This window comes from Streptomyces sp. ISL-10 (genome assembly GCF_018614575.1).
Lineage (GTDB): Bacteria > Actinomycetota > Actinomycetes > Streptomycetales > Streptomycetaceae > Streptomyces.
On the sequence record NZ_JAGGOJ010000011.1, the window covers coordinates 518,961 to 533,715 of the forward strand.

Below are 14,755 nucleotides of genomic sequence, written 5' to 3' on the forward strand. Positions count from 1 at the left end.
CGTTGTCACGGGCGCGCCCCTTCTTGCCGCTTACGTCCGTCAGTTGTGGCCGAAGCGCTTCTGCCGGCCCTTGTGGGCCACGTCGGACGGCGTCACCTGCGCCGCGCGCTGCTCCGCCTGCGCCTCCATCGAGGACTTGGTGGCCTCCTGACGGCCGCGCTCCGCCGGAGAGGACTTCTGTCTGCGTTCACGGTTCTTGTTCTTGGCCATGGTGGTTGCCTCCTGTGAGGGTCTGGGTGCCAGAGCCGCTGTCAGGCTCACATAGGTGAATAACCGGCGCATTTTGGATCATTGCGGACCGTAGTCGCCCGTCAGGGGCCTGGACCGGTCGATCCGCCACGCCGATGATCGAGTTCCGGCCGTCAACACTGCGGCAGTCGGGCAGACTCGAAGGAAACCCGGAAGAATCCCCGATCCGGACCTTTCCCGGCCTCCGAGTTCCCGCGATCACCGGACCTGCCCGGCGCTCGCGCACAGCTGACGGGAACGTCGCCGAAAGAGTCCCCGAAAGAGGGTGGAACGCGTGGACCGCTGCGTCGTCCTGGTGGACGCCGGATATCTGCTGGGCGCCGCCGCGAGCCTTCTCGCGGGAGAACCGGCGCGGTCGCGGATCACCGTCGACCACTCCGCCCTGATCCATGGCCTGCGCGACCTCGCCGAGGCCGACACCGAACGCCCGCTGCTGCGCATCTACTGGTTCGACGGCGCCCCCGACCGGGTGCCCCAGCCCGAGCACCGCAGGCTGCGGGTGATGCCCAGGGTCACGGTCCGCCTCGGCGCCCTGACCCGAAGCGACGGCCGCTGGGCCCAGAAGGGCGTCGACGCGGCCATGCACGCCGAGCTCACCGAACTGGCCAGGAACCGGGCCTGTTCCGACGTGGTGCTCGTCACCGGCGACGGCGATCTGCTGCCCGGCCTGATGTCCGCCAAGGAGCACGGCGTCGCCGTCCACCTGTGGGCCGTCCAGGCCGCCGACGGCGACTACAACCAATCCGAGGACCTGGTCGCCGAGGCCGACGAACGCCGCGTCCTCGACCGGGTCTGGATCACCCGCGCGGTACGGGCCAGGGAACTCACCGGCGTCTGCGCCCCGGCTCCCGTGCCGCGCCCCGAGATCGCCGCCATCCTGTCCGCGCCGCTGCCCGAGTCGGCGCTCGCCGACTCGGCCGAGCGCGCGGCCGAGTCCGCCGCGTGCAACGGCGCACCACCCGCACCCGCCGACGACGCCCCCGACACCACACCCGCCCCCGCCGCCCCGGCCAAGGGCGTGCCCACGCCCAAGGACCTCGCCGGACTGCGCGCCCCCGGCCAGCAGCCCGCGGCCCACCCCGTGAACGCCACCCTGCGCTGGTCCTCCGACAAGGGCTGGATCGACCGGTCGGGACAGGGAGCGCTCGGCGAACCGCCGGAGAGCGCGTCCCTGCCCACCCTCGCGCAGCTCACCAGCGCCGAGCAGCGCTGGGCCGACCGGGAGGAGGACATCACCACCGTCGGCGGCGACCCCTTCGAGGTGGGCCAGGTCTTCGCCCGCCGCTGGATGGAACGGCTGCCGGAGACCGGCCACGTGCAGAAGCTGTCCGGCCTGTATCCGCGCATCCCGCACCGCATCGACGGCGAACTGCTGCGTTACGCGGCGCGTTTCGGACTTCTCGCCCACAAGGACGACCAGATCGACGAGCACGACCGCTATGCGATCCGGGCCGGATTCTGGCGCGAGATCGATGTGCGGACGGCCACCGAGCACGCCCCTGCGGGGGAGCAGTCGGGGCCCGAGGGCATTCGGGGCGGCCGGACCCCGTAGTCTCGTACCTCGTGAGTACGGTGTGCGTGGTGCGGGATCTGGTCAAGACGTACCCCGCCGCGCGCGGCAGGAGGGGCACGCCCGGGACACCCGAGGTGCGTGCCACCGACGGGATCAGCCTCGATGTCCGGCGCGGCGAGGTCTTCGGCCTGCTCGGGCCCAACGGCGCGGGCAAGTCCACCCTGGTGCGCCAGCTCACCGGGCTCATGCGCCCCGACTCCGGCGCCGTCGAGCTCCTCGGCCACGACCTGGTGCGCCATCCCGAGCGGGCGGCCCGGCTGATCGGCTACCTCGGCCAGGAGTCCACCGCCCTCGACGAACTGACCGTCGCCCTCGCCGCCGAGACCACCGGGCGGCTGCGCGGGCTGACCGTCCGGCAGGCGCGGCACGAACGGGACGCAGTCCTGGACGAGCTCGGACTCACCGCACTCGCCGCGCGCCCCCTCAAGAAACTGTCCGGCGGTCAGCGGCGGCTCGCCTGTTTCGCGGCGACCCTCGTGGGCGAGCGGCCGGTCCTGATCCTGGACGAACCGACGACCGGTATGGACCCCGTCGCGCGGCGTGCCGTGTGGGCGGCGGTCGACCGCAGGCGCGCCGAGCACGGCGCGACCGTGCTCCTCGTCACCCACAACGTCATCGAGGCCGAGACCGTCCTCGACCGTGTCGCCGTGCTCGACCGCGGCCGTGTCATCGCCTGCGACTCGCCCTCCGGACTGAAGGAGCGGGTCGCAGGCGAGGTCCGCGTGGAACTGGTGTGGCGCGAGCGGGCGCCGCTGGACGTCCCCGAGGTCGCGGCACTGCGCGGTGTCGCCCAGGAGTCCGGCCGTCGGTGGGTGCTGCGGCTGGGGCCGGAGGAGGCGCGGGCGGCGGTCGCCGCGGTGACGGGCGGTGCGGCGTTCGCTGCGCTCGACGACTTCACGCTGGCCACCCCGAGTCTGGAGGACGTGTACTTGGCACTCGGCGGGAACACGACGAAGGGGCTGGTCAAGGCGTGAGCATCATCTCCGCCGAGTCGGCGAGGACCACGAGCGGGGCGGCGCCCGTCACCGGGCACGCGCCCGCACCGCTCGCGCCGCGGGCACGGCTGCTGCCGGCGCTCGCCGCCGTGTACCGGGCGCAGCTGTCCCGGGCGCGGGTCGCCCGGATCCCGCTGCTGTTCGTGGCGACCTTCCAGTCCGTCGGGATCATGGTCCTGATGCGCGGGGTCGTCGACGGCGGAACGGAGGCGAAGGCGGTCGTCGCCGGCGCGAGCGTGCTCGTCGTCGCCTTCGTCGCGCTGAATCTGCTCGCCCAGTACTTCGGGCAGCTGCGCGCCGGCGGCGGCCTCGACCACTACGCCACGCTGCCGGTGCCGCCCGCCGCCGTGGTGCTGGGCGCGGCAGCGGCGTACGCCTCCTTCACCGTGCCGGGCACCGTGGTGACGGCGGTCGCGGGCAGCGTGCTCTTCCAGCTGCCGCTGACGCACCTGTGGGTCCTCGCCGCGGTGATCCCGCTGTCCGGCGCGGCCCTGGCCGGACTGGGCGCGGCCCTCGGCCTGCTCGCGCCGCGCCAGGAGCTGGCGACGCTGCTCGGCCAGCTGGGCATGTCGGCGGCGCTGCTGCTCGGCGTGCTCCCGGCGGACCGGCTGCCGGCACCGATCGGGTACGCCCGCGACCTGCTGCCCTCCACCTACGGGGTCGAAGCGCTGGCCCGTACCTTCGACGCGCGTCCCGACTGGGCCGCGGTCGGCCTCGATCTCGCGGTCTGCGCGGTCGTCGGAGTGGTGTCGCTGGCCGCGGCGACGTGGGCGTACCGGCGGGCGGCAGTCCGGTGAGGCGTCACTCGGGCGGGCCTGGCACGATGGCGGTGTGACCGCACCGCTGACGCCTCCCCACCAGCCGAACGAGCAGCCCTCGGGCGACAACCCCTGGCAGTCGCCGTCCTCGGGCCCTGTCCCCGCGGGTGCGACCTGGACCGGCGACGGACCGGGCGAGAAGGACGGCCGGAACACGGACGAGCTGCGCAAGGACCTCCGGGACGGCGCCGTGGTGCTGGTGGCCGTGACGGTGCTCGGTGTGGCGCTCGGGCTGCTGTGGCTGTGGCTGGCGCCGCGGGTGCCGCTCGTCTCCCACGACAACGGGGTCTTCCTCAAGGACACGGAGGGCGAGGAGGCCATCGGCGCAGACGGAACGTTTGCTCTGCTGGCGGCCGGGCTGGGCGCGCTGAGCGCGGCGGCCGTTTTCCTGTACCGCCGCACCGGCGGCATCGTCCTGGTGGTGGCGCTCGCGCTCGGCGGCGTGCTGGCTTCGCTGCTCGGCTGGGGCGTCGGCGTCTGGTTCGGCCCGACGACCGACGTGGTGGAACACGCGCGCGAGGTGGGCGAGGGCGTCACGTTCGACGCGTACCTGGAACTGGGCGCGAAGAACGCGCTGTTGGCGTGGCCGCTGTCGGCGTCGGCGGTCCACCTGGGTCTGACGGCCCTGTTCGGGCCGCGGGACCCGGAGCCGGAGTGGGAGTCGCACGGTCCCTGGCAGGCGTGACCTTCCCCCACCCCGCCCCTTCCCGTACCGGGCTCTGCCCGGCCCCGTACCTCCGGCCCCGTACCGGGCTCCGTACCGCGGTTCGCGCGGTGTCCTCAATCGCCGGACGGGCTGGATTTTCGCTGCGCGGAATCCAGCCCCGCCGGCGATTGAGGCGCGGGGTTCGGGGCGGAGCCCCGACGGGGGCGTTGCGCTCTCCGGGCACGGCCGGAGCGGAGCATCCCGGTACCGGCGGCCCTCCGGCCGCTGGGTGCGGCTGATGGGAGTGAGTTGTCGGTAGCAGCGGCCCGCAGCCGCTTGGCGCGGTCGATCGCAGCGAGCTGCCGGTAACCGCGGCCTCCAGCCGCTGCGCGCGGTCCATCGGAGCGCGCCCCCGGCAACCCCGCCCCTGGTAACCGCGGCCCCCGGGCGCTACGCGCGGCCGATCGGGGCCATGGTCGCCGATGTCAGGGCGGCGAGGGACTCCGGGGACAGTTCGACCTCCAGGCCGCGGCGGCCCGCCGAGATGCAGATCGAGTCGTGCTGCGCCGCCGACGCGTCCAGGACCGTCGGCAGGCGCTTGCGCTGGCCGAGGGGCGAGATGCCGCCGCGTACGTAGCCCGTCGTGCGTTCCGCCGCCGCCGGGTCCGCCATCGTCGCCCGCTTGCCGCCCACCGCCGCCGCCAGTGCCTTCAGGTCGAGCTGGCCCGCGACCGGGACCACCGCCACCGTCAGGGTGCCGTCCACGTCCGCGACGAGGGTCTTGAAGACGCGGTCGGGCGAGACGCCGAGTGCCTCCGCCGCCTCCTCGCCGTACGACGGCGTCGACGGATCGTGGTCGTACGCGTGCAGCGTGAACGGCGTGCCCGCGGCCGTCAGGGCCACCGTCGCGGGCGTGCCTCCCGACTGCTTCTTCTGCTTCTTCGCCATGTGGGCGGTCCCTCCCGTCAGTTGGGGCTCGTCGGCTGCCGGGTCAGGTCGACCATCGGCAGCGACGGGAGATGGCGCAGTACAGCCGTCTCCGTTCGCAGCAGCTTCAGTTCCTCTCGCAGCCGCGTCGCCGTGTCCGGCGCCTGGAGCAGCCGCTGCTTCGCGGGGGTGTCCAGCACCGCCGCCGCGGCGACCAGATAGGAGACCACCGACGGCTCGTCCGGCAGCTCCGTGCCCGTCGACAGCGTCCGCTCGCGCGCGCCCGCCAGTCGCTGCTGGTAGGTGCGGAAGGCCCGCAGCACACCCTCCGCGAGCGCGCCGGCCCCGTCACCCGGCTCCTCGGGGATCTCCTCGAACTCCGCCGTCAGGAACGGGCCGCTCGCGTCCACGGACAGCAGCTTCACCCGCGTCGTCCCGGTCGCCAGGACCTCGAAGCTGCCGTCCGCCCGCTCCCGGATCGTTGCCGCGTCGGCGATGCAGCCCACCTGGTGGAACGCCTGGATCGGGTCGGGTCCGAAGCCGGCCGCGGGGCCGCGCTCCATGACGGTCGTCGGGTCCGGCATGCCGGGCGCGGTGGGCGCGACCTCCCGTCCGTCCCGGATGGCGACGACGGCGAAGCGCCTCGGCTCCTCCTCGTCCGTCTTCAACAGTTCGCGCATCATGGCGCGGTAACGCTCCTCGAAGATGTTCAGGGGCAGTACGAGCCCAGGGAACAGCACCGAGTTCAGCGGGAAGAGGGGGAGGCGAGCGGTGGTCACAGGGGTCAAGAGTAATGGGCGCCGGATCGGCCCCCGCGCCCGCACAGCGGCATCGTGTACGCGACCTCTACGCACGCCCCGTCGCGGGCCCGCAGGAACTGCCCCAGCGGGTCGTCCGTCACCGAGGTCCAGGGGAAGGAGGTGGCGTACGGGCCGATCAGCCGGAACTGCGCCAGCGCGTCCGCCCATCGCCCTCGCGCCATGAGCACGTAGGTGAGCGTGTTGCGGACCTCGGCCGGCCAGGGGTCGCCCGCCGCGTAGTCGGCGGACAGCGAGATCGCGAGGTCCGCCGCCGCGTCGATCCGGTCGTCCTGCACCGACGTCGTCGGCTCAGAGGCGAGCAGCTGGGCGAACGCCGCCCGGACGGGGAGCGCCTGGATCAGCGAACCGGGCAGCGCGTCGGCGGCCGCCTGCTCGGCGAAGTCGAAGCACTCGCGGTGCGAGCCGTACCACTGGGCGGACAGATACTGCAGGGCCGCCACATGGCAGCCGTAGTGGTGCGACGACCGGCGGATGGCCCGTTCCCACAGGGACTCGAAGGCCGTGTGCGTGGCATGGGTTCCCCGCGCGTGGTCCAGTGCGATGCGCCACGGCACCGGGTCGCTCGGTTCGGCGTCCGCCGCCGCGTCGATCAGCGGACCGACCTCCCGCAGCCGCTCGGCGCGCGCCGGCGACTCCCACGCCCGCGCGAGCGCGAGCTGCGCCTTCACGAGCAGCGCGTCCGCGTCGCGGGGCGCGGCGCCGAGCCAGCCGGCGAGCCACTCGTCGCGATTGCGGGCGAAGGCCGCGAGCCGCGACACGTATCGGTCGCGGTTCTCCCATTCGGCCGATTCCCGGGTGGTCGCCAGCAGTTTCGCCGCTCCCTCGTACTCGCCCTCGGCGGCCGCGACGAGCGCGGGACCGAGCCGCTCGTCGGGGGCGTCGAGCAGTACCGCGTCATCGGGCACAAGGCCTTCGGACAGCCGGGGCGTATGACGGATCATGCGCGCGGTACGGGTCAGGGCGCGAAGGAAAGACATGGTGCGGACCATTGAAAACCGCAGGTGAGCGCCGCGCCAGTAGCCACCTGTGAATCTTTGGTAGCGGCGGAAAGGTTGTCCGTGCGCGGGTCAAGAGATCGTAAAGGCGAGTCGAGGCGCGTCGCAAAGAGAGCTCGGCGCCTCAGCCGCGGCGCAGCAGACGCGACGCGCCCGCTGCCACCGTGGTCGCCAGAATCCACCCGAGAAGCACCAGTGCCGCCGAAGCCCATTGCCAGTGCCCGTCAAGTCGCCAGTAGCCGTCCTGGCCGAGATTGATCACCGGAATGAGCAGATCCAGCGCATACAGAGCGGGATTCCATTCCGGATGCTCGTCCTTCTTGATCGGATCCGGACCGACCTGGGAGAAGGCGATCGTGCCCGCCGCCCACAGCACGGCCATCCACAGCGCCGCCCGCCCCGGCCGGTAGCCGTACGCCACGGTCCAGTCCTGGAGATACCCCCACAGCTTCGCGGCCAGCGGCAGCGTCTCGCGCCGCCTGCGCTGCTTGGCCAGCAGCACCTCACGCGCGTCCGCGTCCTCACCGCTGTTGCGCAGCACCATCGCGAGACGTTCGTACGGCTCCGGGGAGTACTCCGGCGTCGCCGATGCCACCCACTCCAGCCGGCGCGACAGCGGGAACTCCTCGTAAGGGACAAGGTTCTCGTAGACGAAGCCGCCCATCGCCAGGCCGCCCGGCCCCGGCCAGCTCGCCGCCAGGTCGATCAGCGTCACCACCTTGGCGCCGTTCAGCACGACCCGGCCCTCCTCGGGACGCTCCGCGTTGAACCGCAGTTCCGGTGTCGTGATCCGGCGCAGCGACAGCTCCTCGTGCGGACTCAAGCCGAACCGCGCGCCGTTGAGATCGACCGCGTCACCGAACCGCCCGTCGTCCAGGCGCACCCCGCCGTAGCACTCGAAGGGCTGCAGCCGCGAGCCGCGCACCGGCACCCCTTGGGCGGTGATCCCGAACGGGGGAGTGGCGCCCTGGTTGCCGGTGGCGACGCTCACCCATGCGCCCGTCATGTACAGCGTGCGCTCCACGCTCAGCTGCGGGGCGTTCAGCGCGCGCCGCTCCGCCGCGGCCCGCAGCCGGCTGCCGCGCAGACTGAGCGAGACCCCGATCTTCGCGCCGCGCAGACTGAACTCGCCGTAGGTCTCGATCAGTTCGGCCTGTAAGTCCTGGGCGACCGACATGCCGTCCGCGGTGATGGCGCGCCCGCGGCGGTCCGGCCGCACATGGATCTGGTTGATCAGCAGGTCCGTGCCGATCTGCGCGTCGGTGAGCCGGATGCCGTGCTCCACCCGGCAGCGCGGCAGGTGCAGATCGCCCTCCGTGCGCAGCCGGGCCGCCTCGATGCGCGGAATCGCGCAGCTGACCAGGCGCACGGTCGTGAAGTGCGCCTCCGGCATCAGCAGCTCGTTCTCGAATCGGCAGCTGTTGAGCTCGACGTAGGGGCCGATGCTGCCGCCGGCGAGCTTGAGGGTGCCGGTGATCTGGACGCCGCGCAGCTTGAGCGCCGCGACACGGCCGGGCCGCGCCGAGGGCCCGTTCAGCAGCAGCCGCGCCAGGATGGAGGCTCGGACGCTGCGCTCGGGACCCCAGGGGCGGGGCGAGAAAGGATCGTTCAGCAGGGGATCGATGTCGCTGAGGTCGTGCGTGCTTCCATTTCTGAAGGCGTTCCACATGTGCAGTTCGGTCGGGCTCAGTCCCTCCGGAGGCCCGTCGTCAAGCGGCTCCGTCACTGCCGCCCCTCCGCTCATTGGCTCGTACAGCTGTTCTTCCCGCTGCGTGACGGCCTGAACGCTAGTGGTGATAGTCGGCCGGAGATGATCTGAGGTGGCTGTTTTCGGCCTCCGGGAGGGGTGGGGGCCTGGTGACGGCCGCGTCTGTATCAGCCACTGATACAGAACACAACCGCCGGATCCGGTCTGAGAGAATTGACCACGTGATCTCTCGAATCGATCTGCGCGGCGACACCCTCCCCGAGGGTGGCGCTCTGCGCGACCTGCTGCCCCGTGCCGAATTCGACGTGGCGGCCGCCCTGGAGAAGGTGCGGCCGATCTGCGAGGACGTGCATCATCGTGGCGACGCGGCGCTGATCGAGTACACGGAGAAATTCGACGGCGTCACCCTCGACCAGGTGCGCGTGCCCGCCGCAGCCCTGACCAGGGCGCTGGACGAGCTCGACGCCGAGGTCAGGGCCGCGCTGGAGGAGTCGATCCGGCGCGCCAGGATCGTCCACCGCGCGCAGCGCCGCAAGGATCACACCACCCAGGTCGTCCCCGGCGGCACCGTCACCGAGAAGTGGGTCCCCGTCGACCGGGTCGGGCTCTACGCACCCGGCGGCCGCTCCGTCTACCCGTCCTCCGTGATCATGAACGTGGTGCCCGCGCAGGAGGCCGGTGTCGTCTCCATCGCGCTCGCGTCCCCCGCGCAGAAGGAGTTCAACGGCCTTCCGCACCCCACGATCCTCGCGGCCTGCGCCCTGCTCGGCGTCCACGAGGTGTACGCGGTCGGCGGCGCCACCGCCGTCGCGATGTTCGCGTACGGCACCGAGTCCTGCCCCCCGGCGAACATGGTCACCGGCCCCGGCAACATCTGGGTCGCCGCCGCCAAGCGGTACTTCACCGGCCGCATCGGCATCGACGCGGAAGCCGGCCCCACCGAGATCGCGATCCTCGCCGACTCGACCGCCGACCCCGTACATGTGGCCGCCGACCTGATCAGCCAGGCCGAGCACGACCCGCTGGCCGCGGCCGTGCTCGTCACCGACTCCGAGGAGCTCGCCGCCGCGGTCGAGCGCGAGCTGGTGCCGCAGGTCGCCGCCACCAAGCATGTCGAGGACCGGATCAAGCCCGCCCTCGCCGGCCGGCAGTCCGCGATCGTCCTGGTAGGCGGCCTGGACGACGGCCTCAAGGTCGTCGACGCCTACGGCGCCGAGCACCTGGAGATCCAGACCGCCGACGCCGCCGATGTCGCGGCCCGGGTCCGCAACGCCGGCGCGATCTTCGTCGGCCCCTGGGCGCCGGTGTCCCTCGGCGACTACGCCGCCGGCTCCAACCACGTCCTGCCGACCGGCGGCTGCGCCTGCCACTCCTCGGGTCTGTCCGTGCAGTCGTTCCTGCGCGGCATCCACATCGTGGACTACACACGCGACGCGCTCGCCGAGGTCACCCACCACGTCGTCACGCTCGCCGAGGCGGAGGACCTCCCCGCGCACGGCGCCGCGATGAAGGCACGGTTCGGCTGGAAGGTGCCGGGACAGTGACCGGGGACATCGGAATCGACGACCTGCCGATCCGGGACGAGCTGCGCGGCAAGTCCCCTTACGGGGCGCCCCAGCTCGACGTCCCCGTCCGGCTGAACACCAACGAGAACCCCTATCCGCTGCCCGAGCCGCTCGTCGAGCGCATCGCGGAGCGCGTGCGCGACGCCGCACGGGGCCTCAACCGCTACCCCGACCGGGACGCGGTCGAGCTGCGCACCGAGCTCGCCGCCTACCTCACCCGGACGACCGGCCACCAGGTGTCGGCCGCCAACGTCTGGGCCGCCAACGGTTCCAACGAGGTCATCCAGCAGTTGCTGCAGACCTTCGCCGGACCGGGCAGGACCGCCATCGGCTTCGAGCCGTCGTACTCCATGCACGGCCTGATCTCCCGCAGCACCGGCACCGGCTGGATCTCCGGCCCGCGCAACGCCGACTTCACCGTCGACGTCGCCGCGGCCGAGGCAGCCGTCGCCGAGCTCCGCCCGGACGTCGTGTTCGTCACCACGCCCAACAACCCGACGGGCACCGCCGTCGACGCGGGCACCGTCATCGCGCTGTACGAGGCCGCGCAGGCGGCCAAGCCGTCCCTGGTCGTGGTGGACGAGGCGTACGTGGAGTTCAGCCACCACCCCTCGCTGCTGCCGCTGATCGAGGGCCGGCCCAACCTTGTGGTCTCGCGGACCATGTCGAAGGCATTCGGCGCCGCCGGGCTGCGCCTCGGCTACCTGGCCGCGCACCCCGCCGTGGTCGACGCCGTCCAGCTGGTACGCCTGCCGTACCACCTGTCGGCCGTCACCCAGGCCACCGCGCTGGCCGCCCTGGAGCACACCGATACGCTGCTCGGGTACGTCGAGCAGCTGAAGACCGAACGGGACCGGCTGGTCGACGAACTGCGCGCCATCGGCTACGAGGTCACGGAGTCCGACGCCAACTTCGTGCAGTTCGGACGCTTCGACGATGCCCCTGCGATGTGGCAGCAGATCCTCGACCGGGGTGTCCTGGTCCGTGACAACGGCGTACCGGGCTGGCTGCGGGTCACCGCCGGCACGCCCGAAGAGAACGACGCGTTCCTCGATGCGGTTCGCGCACTGAAGAAGGAGCAGAGCTCATGAGCCGCACTGGACGGGTCGAGCGCACCACCAAGGAGACCTCGGTCGTCGTCGAGATCGACCTCGACGGCACCGGCAAGGTCGACGTCGCCACCGGCGTCGGCTTCTTCGACCACATGCTGGACCAGCTCGGCAGGCACGGCCTGTTCGACCTGACCGTCAAGACCGACGGCGACCTGCACATCGACACCCACCACACCATCGAGGACACCGCGCTCGCGCTCGGCGCCGCCTTCAAGCAGGCCCTCGGCGACAAGGTCGGCATCTACCGCTTCGGCAACTGCACCGTGCCCCTGGACGAGTCCCTCGCGCAGGTCACGGTGGACCTCTCCGGCCGCCCGTACCTGGTGCACACCGAGCCGGAGAACATGGCGCCGATGATCGGCACCTACGACACGACGATGACCCGTCACATCCTGGAGTCCTTCGTCGCCCAGGCGCAGATAGCTCTGCACGTCCACGTCCCGTACGGGCGCAACGCGCACCACATCGTCGAGTGCCAGTTCAAGGCCCTCGCCCGCGCCCTGCGCTACGCCTCGGAGCGCGACCCGCGCGCCGCCGGCATCCTGCCGTCCACGAAGGGCGCCCTCTGAGCATGACCGGCCTGTCCACCATCCTCATCGTCGTCGGGCTGTTCCTCGCCGGCGGTGTCTACTCCTTCTCCAAGCAGAAGATGCCCAAGGGTCCCATCGTGCTGCTGGCCTCAGCCTCCGCGATGTGCCTGGTAGCCGGCGTCCTGCGGATTCAGGGGATCTGGGTATGAGCCCACAGAAGAAGGTCGTCGTCTTCGACTACGGCTTCGGCAACGTCCGCTCCGCCGAGCGCGCGCTCGCGCGGGTCGGCGCCGACGTCGAGATCACGCGTGACTACGACAAGGCCATGAACGCCGACGGACTGCTCGTCCCCGGCGTCGGCGCCTTCTCCGCCTGCATGGACGGGCTGAAGAAGGCCCGCGGCGAATGGGTCGTCGACCGCAGACTGTCCGGCGGCCGGCCCGTCATGGGCATCTGCGTCGGCATGCAGATCCTGTTCGCCCGTGGCATCGAGCACGGCGTCGAGACCGAGGGTCTCGACGAGTGGCCCGGCACCGTCGGCCCGCTGAAGGCCCCGGTCGTTCCCCACATGGGCTGGAACACCGTCGACGCGCCCGCGGACAGCGAGCTCTTCGCCGGAGTCGGTGCCGACGAGCGGTTCTACTTCGTGCACTCCTACGCGGTGAACGAGTGGAACTTCGAGGTCACCAACGCCGCCCTGCGCGCACCGAAGGTGACCTGGGCCACGCACGGCGAGCCCTTCGTCGCCGCCGTCGAGAACGGCGCGCTGTGGGCCACCCAGTTCCACCCCGAGAAGTCCGGCGACGCCGGCGCCCAGCTGCTGACCAACTGGATCGAGACGCTCTGATGCCGAAGCTTGAACTCCTCCCCGCAGTCGACGTCCGCGACGGCCAGGCCGTCCGGCTCGTGCATGGCGAGTCCGGTACGGAGACCTCGTACGGCTCCCCGCTGGAGGCCGCCCTCACCTGGCAGCGCGCGGGCGCCGAGTGGTTGCACCTCGTCGACCTGGACGCCGCCTTCGGCACCGGCGACAACCGTGACCTGATCGCCGAGGTCGCCGGGGCCATGGACATCAAGGTCGAGCTGTCCGGCGGCATCCGCGACGACGCCTCGCTCGAGGCCGCGCTCGCCACCGGCTGCCGCCGCGTCAACCTGGGCACCGCCGCGCTGGAGACCCCCGAGTGGGTCGCCAAGGTCATCGCCCGGTACGGCGACCGGATCGCCGTCGGCCTCGACGTGCGGGGCACCACGCTGCGCGGCCGCGGCTGGACCCGCGACGGCGGCGACCTGTACGAGACCCTGGCCCGCCTCGACTCCGAGGGCTGCGCCCGGTACGTCGTCACCGACATCGCCAAGGACGGCACGCTCCAGGGCCCCAACCTGGAGCTGCTGCGCAACGTGTGCGCCGCGACCGACAAGCCCGTCGTCGCCTCCGGCGGCGTCTCCTCCCTCGACGACCTGCGGGCGCTGGCCTCGCTGGTGCCCGAGGGCGTCGAGGGCGCGATCGTCGGAAAGGCGCTCTACGCCAAGGCGTTCACCCTCGAAGAGGCACTCGCGGCGGTGTCCGCATGACCGACGCCGTACGCCGGGTCGGCTCGGGCGGTCCGTGGGAGGAGTCCTTCGGCTACTCCCGCGCCGTCCAGCTGCCGAACGGCCTGGTCCTGGTCTCCGGCTGCACATCCATCGTCGGCGGCGAGATCTCCGCGGGCGGCCCGTTCGAGCAGACGATGACCGCCTTCGGGGTGGCCGTCGACGCACTCAAAGAACTCGGCCTCGGAGCCGAGGACGTGGTCCGCACACGTATGTACATCACTCACGCCCGGGATATAGATGAAGTGGGCCGCGCACACAAGGAGTGGTTCGGCGAGGTCCGTCCGGCCGCGTCGATGCTGATCGTCTCCGGCTTCGTCGACCCCTCGCTGGTCGTCGAGGTGGAGGTCGAGGCGTACCGAGGAGGTGCGGAATGACCCTCGCGGTCCGAGTGATCCCCTGCCTGGACGTCGACGCCGGCCGGGTCGTCAAGGGCGTCAACTTCCAGAACCTGCGCGACGCGGGCGACCCTGTCGAGATGGCCAAGCTGTACGACGCCGAGGGCGCCGACGAGCTCACATTCCTCGACATCACCGCCTCGTCCGGGAACCGGGAGACGACATACGACGTGGTGCGCCGCACCGCCGAGCAGGTCTTCATCCCGCTCACCGTCGGCGGTGGCGTGCGCAGCGCCGAGGACGTCGACAAGCTGCTGCGGGCAGGCGCCGACAAGGTCGGCGTCAACACCGCGGCGATCGCCCGGCCGGAGCTGATCCGCGAGATCGCCGAGCGGTTCGGCCGCCAGGTGCTGGTGCTCTCGGTCGACGCCCGGCGGACCGCGTCGGGCTCGTTCGAGGTCACGACGCACGGCGGCCGCAAGGGCACCGGCATCGACGCCGTCGAGTGGGCGCACCGGGCCGCCGAGCTGGGCGCCGGCGAGATCCTGCTCAACTCGATGGACGCCGACGGCACCAAGGACGGCTACGACACCGAGATGATCGCGGCCGTGCGCAAGCACGTCACGGTCCCGGTGATCGCCTCCGGCGGCGCCGGCAGGCTGGCCCACTTCCCGCCGGCCGTCGAGGCGGGCGCGGACGCGGTGCTCGCCGCCTCCGTGTTCCACTTCGGCGATCTGCGGATCTCGCAGGTCAAGGAAACACTGCGGGCGGCGGGCCACCCGGTGCGCTGAGGCAGCGGCTCCCTGCTCCCGAGGGCCGCTGCTCGGGTCGGTGTCGACCCGGAGAGCATCGGCCCCGCGGAGCGGGCGGGCGACGTGTGCGCCCCGG

The 14,755-nt window shown here is 72.0% G+C and carries 17 protein-coding genes; 12 read left to right on the plus strand and 5 right to left on the minus strand.

Features of this window, described 5'->3' with window-relative positions; translation table 11 throughout:
- Nucleotides 1–39: 39 nt before the first annotated feature.
- Complete coding sequence (locus J7E88_RS14975; protein WP_215181051.1) at nt 40–210, minus strand: hypothetical protein; 171 nt, start codon at nt 208–210, stop codon at nt 40–42.
- A 304-nt stretch (nt 211–514) separates the two neighbouring features.
- Between J7E88_RS14975 and J7E88_RS14980 the strand changes: the two genes are divergently transcribed.
- From J7E88_RS14980 to J7E88_RS14995, 4 genes are read left to right on the plus strand one after another with little or no spacing between them, the layout of a single operon-like run.
- Nucleotides 515–1,801 carry an NYN domain-containing protein gene (locus J7E88_RS14980; RefSeq protein ID WP_215181053.1) on the plus strand — a complete coding sequence of 429 codons (1,287 nt, stop codon included), beginning with the start codon at nt 515–517 and terminating at the stop codon, nt 1,799–1,801.
- 20 nt (nt 1,802–1,821) lie between these two features.
- Nucleotides 1,822–2,796 carry an ABC transporter ATP-binding protein gene (locus J7E88_RS14985; protein WP_215181545.1) on the plus strand — a complete coding sequence of 325 codons (975 nt, stop codon included), beginning with the start codon at nt 1,822–1,824 and terminating at the stop codon, nt 2,794–2,796.
- Entirely contained in the window at nt 2,793–3,614 is an 822-nt protein-coding gene (locus J7E88_RS14990) for an ABC transporter permease (protein WP_215181055.1), read from the plus strand. The genes J7E88_RS14985 and J7E88_RS14990 overlap by 4 nt, the downstream gene beginning before the upstream one ends.
- A gap of 34 nt (nt 3,615–3,648) precedes the next feature.
- Complete coding sequence (locus J7E88_RS14995; RefSeq protein WP_215181057.1) at nt 3,649–4,320, plus strand: ABC transporter permease; 672 nt, start codon at nt 3,649–3,651, stop codon at nt 4,318–4,320.
- Nucleotides 4,321–4,731: 411 nt separating this feature from the next.
- Here the strand turns inward: J7E88_RS14995 and ybaK are convergent, their stop codons facing one another.
- The 4 genes from ybaK to J7E88_RS15015 all read right to left on the minus strand — a co-directional run bounded on the left by ybaK (nt 4,732) and on the right by J7E88_RS15015 (nt 8,750).
- On the minus strand, nt 4,732–5,229 hold the full coding sequence (gene ybaK / locus J7E88_RS15000; protein WP_215181059.1) for a Cys-tRNA(Pro) deacylase: 498 nt from the start codon (nt 5,227–5,229) through the stop codon (nt 4,732–4,734).
- A 17-nt stretch (nt 5,230–5,246) separates the two neighbouring features.
- On the minus strand, nt 5,247–5,987 hold the full coding sequence (locus J7E88_RS15005; protein ID WP_215181061.1) for an LON peptidase substrate-binding domain-containing protein: 741 nt from the start codon (nt 5,985–5,987) through the stop codon (nt 5,247–5,249).
- 5 nt (nt 5,988–5,992) lie between these two features.
- Nucleotides 5,993–7,018: a hypothetical protein gene (locus tag J7E88_RS15010; RefSeq protein WP_215181064.1), complete on the minus strand. Its 1,026-nt coding sequence runs from the start codon at nt 7,016–7,018 to the stop codon at nt 5,993–5,995.
- Between the two features lie 130 nt (nt 7,019–7,148).
- Nucleotides 7,149–8,750 carry an oxidoreductase gene (locus J7E88_RS15015; protein WP_215181066.1) on the minus strand — a complete coding sequence of 534 codons (1,602 nt, stop codon included), beginning with the start codon at nt 8,748–8,750 and terminating at the stop codon, nt 7,149–7,151.
- Between the two features lie 203 nt (nt 8,751–8,953).
- On the opposite strand from J7E88_RS15015, the gene hisD reads away from it, so the two are divergent.
- Genes hisD through hisF form a run of 8 tightly spaced genes read left to right on the plus strand, consistent with a single transcriptional unit; the run spans nt 8,954 to nt 14,658 of the window.
- Nucleotides 8,954–10,276: a histidinol dehydrogenase gene (hisD, locus tag J7E88_RS15020; RefSeq protein WP_215181068.1), complete on the plus strand. Its 1,323-nt coding sequence runs from the start codon at nt 8,954–8,956 to the stop codon at nt 10,274–10,276.
- Complete coding sequence (locus J7E88_RS15025) at nt 10,273–11,388, plus strand: histidinol-phosphate transaminase (RefSeq protein WP_215181070.1); 1,116 nt, start codon at nt 10,273–10,275, stop codon at nt 11,386–11,388. Before hisD ends, J7E88_RS15025 begins: the two co-directional genes overlap by 4 nt.
- Complete coding sequence (hisB, locus tag J7E88_RS15030; RefSeq protein ID WP_177148749.1) at nt 11,385–11,978, plus strand: imidazoleglycerol-phosphate dehydratase HisB; 594 nt, start codon at nt 11,385–11,387, stop codon at nt 11,976–11,978. The genes J7E88_RS15025 and hisB overlap by 4 nt, the downstream gene beginning before the upstream one ends.
- Before the next feature lie 2 nt (nt 11,979–11,980).
- Nucleotides 11,981–12,148: a hypothetical protein gene (locus J7E88_RS15035; protein WP_215181072.1), complete on the plus strand. Its 168-nt coding sequence runs from the start codon at nt 11,981–11,983 to the stop codon at nt 12,146–12,148.
- Entirely contained in the window at nt 12,145–12,786 is a 642-nt protein-coding gene (gene hisH / locus J7E88_RS15040; RefSeq protein ID WP_215181074.1) for an imidazole glycerol phosphate synthase subunit HisH, read from the plus strand. Before J7E88_RS15035 ends, hisH begins: the two co-directional genes overlap by 4 nt.
- Nucleotides 12,786–13,511: a bifunctional 1-(5-phosphoribosyl)-5-((5-phosphoribosylamino)methylideneamino)imidazole-4-carboxamide isomerase/phosphoribosylanthranilate isomerase PriA gene (priA, locus tag J7E88_RS15045; RefSeq protein WP_215181075.1), complete on the plus strand. Its 726-nt coding sequence runs from the start codon at nt 12,786–12,788 to the stop codon at nt 13,509–13,511. The genes hisH and priA overlap by 1 nt, the downstream gene beginning before the upstream one ends.
- Entirely contained in the window at nt 13,508–13,906 is a 399-nt protein-coding gene (locus tag J7E88_RS15050; protein WP_215181077.1) for a RidA family protein, read from the plus strand. Before priA ends, J7E88_RS15050 begins: the two co-directional genes overlap by 4 nt.
- Nucleotides 13,903–14,658, plus strand: a complete 756-nt coding sequence (hisF, locus tag J7E88_RS15055) for an imidazole glycerol phosphate synthase subunit HisF (RefSeq protein WP_215181079.1) — start codon at nt 13,903–13,905, stop codon at nt 14,656–14,658. Before J7E88_RS15050 ends, hisF begins: the two co-directional genes overlap by 4 nt.
- The last annotated feature ends 97 nt before the right edge of the window (nt 14,659–14,755 follow it).

What these genes read in the sequence shown, in the direction of transcription:
- J7E88_RS15035 (WP_215181072.1), top strand. Translation starts at nt 11,981, where the DNA reads ATGACCGGCCTGTCCACCATCCTCATCGTCGTCGGGCTGTTCCTCGCC.
- J7E88_RS15010 (WP_215181064.1), bottom strand. Translation starts at nt 7,018, where the DNA reads ATGGTCCGCACCATGTCTTTCCTTCGCGCCCTGACCCGTACCGCGCGC.
- ybaK (WP_215181059.1), bottom strand. Translation starts at nt 5,229, where the DNA reads ATGGCGAAGAAGCAGAAGAAGCAGTCGGGAGGCACGCCCGCGACGGTG.
- J7E88_RS14975 (WP_215181051.1), bottom strand. Translation starts at nt 210, where the DNA reads ATGGCCAAGAACAAGAACCGTGAACGCAGACAGAAGTCCTCTCCGGCG.
- hisB (WP_177148749.1), top strand. Translation starts at nt 11,385, where the DNA reads ATGAGCCGCACTGGACGGGTCGAGCGCACCACCAAGGAGACCTCGGTC.
- J7E88_RS15050 (WP_215181077.1), top strand. Translation starts at nt 13,508, where the DNA reads ATGACCGACGCCGTACGCCGGGTCGGCTCGGGCGGTCCGTGGGAGGAG.
- priA (WP_215181075.1), top strand. Translation starts at nt 12,786, where the DNA reads ATGCCGAAGCTTGAACTCCTCCCCGCAGTCGACGTCCGCGACGGCCAG.
- hisH (WP_215181074.1), top strand. Translation starts at nt 12,145, where the DNA reads ATGAGCCCACAGAAGAAGGTCGTCGTCTTCGACTACGGCTTCGGCAAC.
- hisF (WP_215181079.1), top strand. Translation starts at nt 13,903, where the DNA reads ATGACCCTCGCGGTCCGAGTGATCCCCTGCCTGGACGTCGACGCCGGC.